Origin of the sequence: Mesorhizobium sp. M1E.F.Ca.ET.041.01.1.1, assembly GCF_003997355.1 — a bacterium.
In the GTDB taxonomy this organism is placed as follows: domain Bacteria; phylum Pseudomonadota; class Alphaproteobacteria; order Rhizobiales; family Rhizobiaceae; genus Mesorhizobium.
This window is the reverse complement of record NZ_RZSL01000556.1, coordinates 1-3,921: the sequence shown is the minus strand read 5'-3', so window position 1 is coordinate 3,921 and position 3,921 is coordinate 1. Positions and strand designations below refer to the sequence as shown.

Sequence of the window (3,921 nt, the reverse complement as noted above, 5' to 3'; positions counted from 1 at the left end):
CTATTCGCTCGGCCGCGACAAGGGCAAAGCCAAGCTCGCGGCCATCGCCGACGCGCTCTGGCAGGACCCGGCCCACCGCGAAACGGTCTAAACCAAGCTGGTCGCGCCCTTGCGTGGGGCACTCGACGCGGCGCGCGAAAAGCGGCGTGTCGAGACAGCGGCCACGAAAGTGGATTTCTTCACCATGGTGCGCGGAGAGGACTGATGGATATCGCGACGCAATCGATCGAAGGCGGCTTCGCCGATCCGGTGTTCAACGCGCAGGTCGTGTTCCGCGCCATCATGGACGCAATGGCGCGCCCCGGCAATATTCAGGCCCTGCCGCCGCTCGCCCATCCGCCGGCGCCGCTGTCGGCGACCGCCGCAGCCGCGGCGCTTTCGCTCTGCGACAACGACACGGCGATCTGGCTCGATCCGCGGCTGCAGGCGGAGCCCGCGGTCAAGGCCTGGCTCGGCTTTCACACCGGCGCACCCTTGGCCAACACGCCGGCCGACGCGCATTTCGCTTTGGTAGCCAACCCGGCGGAGATGGCTGCGCTCGACGGCTTTTCGCAAGGCACGCAGGAATATCCCGACCGCTCGACGACGCTGATCCTGTTGGTCGACGATCTCGCTTCCGGTCCGTCGCTACTGCTCGAAGGCCCGGGCGTCGAGAAGACCGCGATGATCGCGCCGACAGGCATGCCGCGCTATTTCGTCGAGCAATGGAAGCAGAACAATCAGCGTTTCCCGCGCGGCGTCGACATCATCCTGGCGGCGCCCAGCAGCCTCGCCTGCCTGCCGCGCACCACCCGCATCAAGACGATGGAGGCATGACATGTATGTCGCGGTGAAAGGCGGCGAAGCCGCAATTGCCAATGCGCACCGCCTGCTTGCCGATCGCCGGCGCGGCGACCGCTCCGTGCCGGCCCTGCGCCTCGACCAGATCGCCGAGCAGTTGGCGCTCGGTGTCGACCGGGTGATGAGCGAAGGCTCGCTCTACGATCGCGAGCTTGCGGCTTTAGCCGTCGTCCAGGCGCGCGGCGACATGATCGAGGCAATCTTCCTGGTGCGCGCCTATCGCACGACGCTGCCGCGCTTCGGCTACACCAACCCGGCCGACACCGGCGCCATGCAGGTCGAGCGGCGCGTGTCGGCCACCTACAAGGACCTGCCCGGCGGCCAAGTGCTCGGCCCGACCTTCGACTACACCCACCGGCTGCTCGATCCGGAGCTTGCCGCAGGCGTCGATGTCGAGACGCCCACGCAGCGTCCGGCCGAAGCCGAAGCGATGCCGCGTGTCTCCTCGATTCTCGCCCATGAAGGCCTGATCGAAGCCGACGGCGACATGCCGCTTGACCACATCCCCGGCGACATCACCCGTGAGCCGCTGCAATTCCCGATGGCGCGCGACATCCGCCTGCAGGCGCTGTCGCGCGGCGACGAAGGCTTTTTGCTGGCGCTCGGCTATTCGACGCAACGCGGCTATGCCCGCAACCATCCTTTCGTCGGCGAGATCCGCATCGGCGAGGTCGAGTTGGAACTCGACGTGCCGGAACTGCCTTTCGCCGTGCCGCTCGGCTCCATCCGCGTCACCGAATGCCAGATGGTGAACCAGTTCAAGGGTTCGGCCAAGGCGCCGCCGCAATTCACCCGCGGCTACGGCCTGGTCTTCGGGCAGAGCGAGCGCAAGGCGATGGCGATGGCGCTCTGCGACCGGGCGCTGCGCGCGAGCGAGCTCGGCGAGGATGTGATTGCCGCCGCACAGGACGAGGAGTTCGTCATCTCGCACTCCGACAATGTGCAGGCGACCGGCTTCGTCGAGCATCTGAAGCTGCCGCACTATGTCGACTTCCAGGCCGAGCTTGACCTGGTCCGCCGCATGCGCGCCGAATACGAGGCGCGGGAAAACGAGGGCAAGGCCGAGGAGAAGAGGGAGGCGGCAGAATGACTTTATTGTCCGCTACCGGAATGCCCGCTGCCGGCATCGAACGAGCCACCGCCACCATAGCCACTGGCACCGGCAACAGTCTCGCCATGCGGAGGCTCCTTTGGCGCAGGAAGAAACATCTTCCGCAGCGCAAAGCCGGCAACAACGGCGAACACCAGCAAAAGCACTCCAAGATGCATCCAACCGGTAGAGTCCATTCGGGCGCCCTCCCGCGTCTTGAGCGCCAATTCCATAGCACAGAGCGGACGTGATCGTCATGACCGACATCGCCACCTACAACTTCGCCTATCTCGACGAGCAGACCAAAAGGATGATCCGCCGTGCCATCCTGAAAGGCATCGCCATTCCCGGCTACCAGGTGCCCTTCGCCTCGCGAGAGATGCCGATGCCTTACGGCTGGGGCACCGGCGGCGTGCAGGTCACCGCTTCGATCATCGGCCCGGATGACGTGCTCAAGGTCATCGACCAGGGCGCCGACGACACCACCAACGCCGTCTCGATCCGTGCCTTCTTCAAGAAGGTCGCCAATGTCGCCGTCACCACCGAGACGGCGAAGGCGACCATCATCCAGACCCGCCACCGTATCCCGGAGCATCCGCTGACGGCGGGCCAGGTGCTGGTCTTCCAGGTGCCGATCCCCGAGCCGCTGCGCTTCCTCGAGCCGCGCGAGACCGAAACGCGAAAAATGCATGCGCTGGAGGAATACGGCCTCATGCATGTGAAGCTCTATGAGGACATCGCCAGGCACGGCCGCATCGCCACCACCTACGCTTATCCGGTCAAGGTCGAGGGCCGCTATGTGATGGACCCGTCGCCGACCCCGAAATTCGACAATCCGAAGATGCATCGCTCGCCGGCCTTGCAGCTCTTCGGCGCCGGCCGCGAGAAGCGCATCTACGCGGTGCCGCCCTTCACCGACGTCGTCAGCCTCGATTTCGAGGACCACCCGTTCGAGGTGCAGACCTTCGACCAGCCCTGCGCGCTGTGCGGCGCCGAGAACGTCTATCTCGACGAGGTCATCCTCGACGACCATGGCGGCCACATGTTCGTCTGCTCGGACACCGACCACTGCGAGAAGCGCCGCAGCGACCCTACCTCCCCCTTGTGGGGAGGTCGCGCCGAAGGCGCGGGTGACTTGGCGACAACCCCCGCAACCCTCACCCCGGCGCTGCGCGCCGACCCTCCCCACAAGGGGAAGGGTAAGGAGGCCGAATGACCGACGAACCGCTGCTGCGCGTCTCCGCACTTTCCAAATTCTACGGCTCGCGCGTCGGCTGCGAGAACATCTCCTTCGACCTCTGGCCGGGCGAGGTTCTGGCGGTGGTCGGCGAATCCGGCTCGGGCAAGACGACGCTGCTCAACTGCCTGTCGACCCGGCTGTTGCCTTCTTCCGGCACGGCAAGCTACCGCATGCGCGATGGCCAATGGCGCGAGCTCTACCGCATGAGCGAGGCCGAGCGCCGCTTCCTGATGCGCACCGACTGGGGCTTTGTCCACCAGAACCCGGCGGACGGCCTGCGCATGACGGTGTCGGCCGGCGCCAATGTCGGCGAGCGGCTGATGGCCGTGGGCGACCGCCACTACGGCAGGATCCGCGCCACCGCTGTCGACTGGCTCTCCCGCGTCGAGATCGACGAGGACCGCATCGACGACGAGCCCCGCGCCTTTTCCGGCGGCATGCGCCAGCGCCTCCAGATCGCCCGCAACCTGGTGACCGGACCGCGGCTGGTGTTCATGGACGAGCCGACCGGCGGTCTCGACGTTTCGGTGCAGGCGCGCCTGCTCGACCTGTTGCGCGGCCTGGTCACCGACCTTGGCCTGGCGGCGATCGTCGTCACCCACGACCTCGCCGTGGCGCGGCTTCTCTCGCAGCGCATGATGGTGATGAAGGATGGCCGTGTCGTCGAAAGCGGACTCACCGACCGCGTGCTCGACGACCCGCGCGCGCCGTACACGCAGTTGCTCGTGTCTTCGATTTTACAGGTGTGATG

At 66.3% G+C, this 3,921-nt stretch carries 5 protein-coding genes and 1 pseudogene; 5 read left to right on the top strand and 1 reads right to left on the bottom strand.

The window, feature by feature from the left end; genetic code table 11:
* From EOA38_RS30060 to EOA38_RS30050, 3 genes and pseudogenes are all read left to right on the top strand, one after another.
* Positions 1 to 205: pseudogene (locus EOA38_RS30060) on the top strand (phosphonate C-P lyase system protein PhnG); the annotation flags it as partial.
* Positions 205 to 816: a phosphonate C-P lyase system protein PhnH gene (gene phnH / locus EOA38_RS30055; RefSeq protein WP_126091877.1), complete on the top strand. Its 612-nt coding sequence runs from the start codon at positions 205 to 207 to the stop codon at positions 814 to 816. The pseudogene EOA38_RS30060 and the gene phnH, both read left to right, overlap by 1 nt.
* A 1-nt stretch (position 817) precedes the next feature.
* Positions 818 to 1,930, top strand: a complete 1,113-nt coding sequence (locus EOA38_RS30050; RefSeq protein WP_126091876.1) for a carbon-phosphorus lyase complex subunit PhnI — start codon at positions 818 to 820, stop codon at positions 1,928 to 1,930.
* Between the two features lie 2 nt (positions 1,931 to 1,932).
* On the opposite strand, the gene EOA38_RS30045 is transcribed toward EOA38_RS30050, so the two are convergent.
* A complete protein-coding gene (locus tag EOA38_RS30045; RefSeq protein WP_126091875.1) occupies positions 1,933 to 2,127 on the bottom strand; it encodes a hypothetical protein in 195 nt (64 codons plus the stop codon).
* Between the two features lie 59 nt (positions 2,128 to 2,186).
* Between EOA38_RS30045 and EOA38_RS30040 the strand changes: the two genes are divergently transcribed.
* A complete protein-coding gene (locus EOA38_RS30040) occupies positions 2,187 to 3,146 on the top strand; it encodes an alpha-D-ribose 1-methylphosphonate 5-phosphate C-P-lyase PhnJ (RefSeq protein WP_245480951.1) in 960 nt (319 codons plus the stop codon).
* Positions 3,143 to 3,919, top strand: a complete 777-nt coding sequence (gene phnK, locus EOA38_RS30035) for a phosphonate C-P lyase system protein PhnK (RefSeq protein WP_040973772.1) — start codon at positions 3,143 to 3,145, stop codon at positions 3,917 to 3,919. The genes EOA38_RS30040 and phnK overlap by 4 nt, the downstream gene beginning before the upstream one ends.
* The last annotated feature ends 2 nt before the right edge of the window (positions 3,920 to 3,921 follow it).

Bases quoted from the DNA above. Each gene is read 5' to 3' on its own strand.
- phnH (WP_126091877.1), top strand. From the start codon at position 205: ATGGATATCGCGACGCAATCGATCGAAGGCGGCTTCGCCGATCCGGTG.
- phnK (WP_040973772.1), top strand. From the start codon at position 3,143: ATGACCGACGAACCGCTGCTGCGCGTCTCCGCACTTTCCAAATTCTAC.
- EOA38_RS30040 (WP_245480951.1), top strand. From the start codon at position 2,187: ATGACCGACATCGCCACCTACAACTTCGCCTATCTCGACGAGCAGACC.
- EOA38_RS30045 (WP_126091875.1), bottom strand. From the start codon at position 2,127: ATGGACTCTACCGGTTGGATGCATCTTGGAGTGCTTTTGCTGGTGTTC.
- EOA38_RS30050 (WP_126091876.1), top strand. From the start codon at position 818: ATGTATGTCGCGGTGAAAGGCGGCGAAGCCGCAATTGCCAATGCGCAC.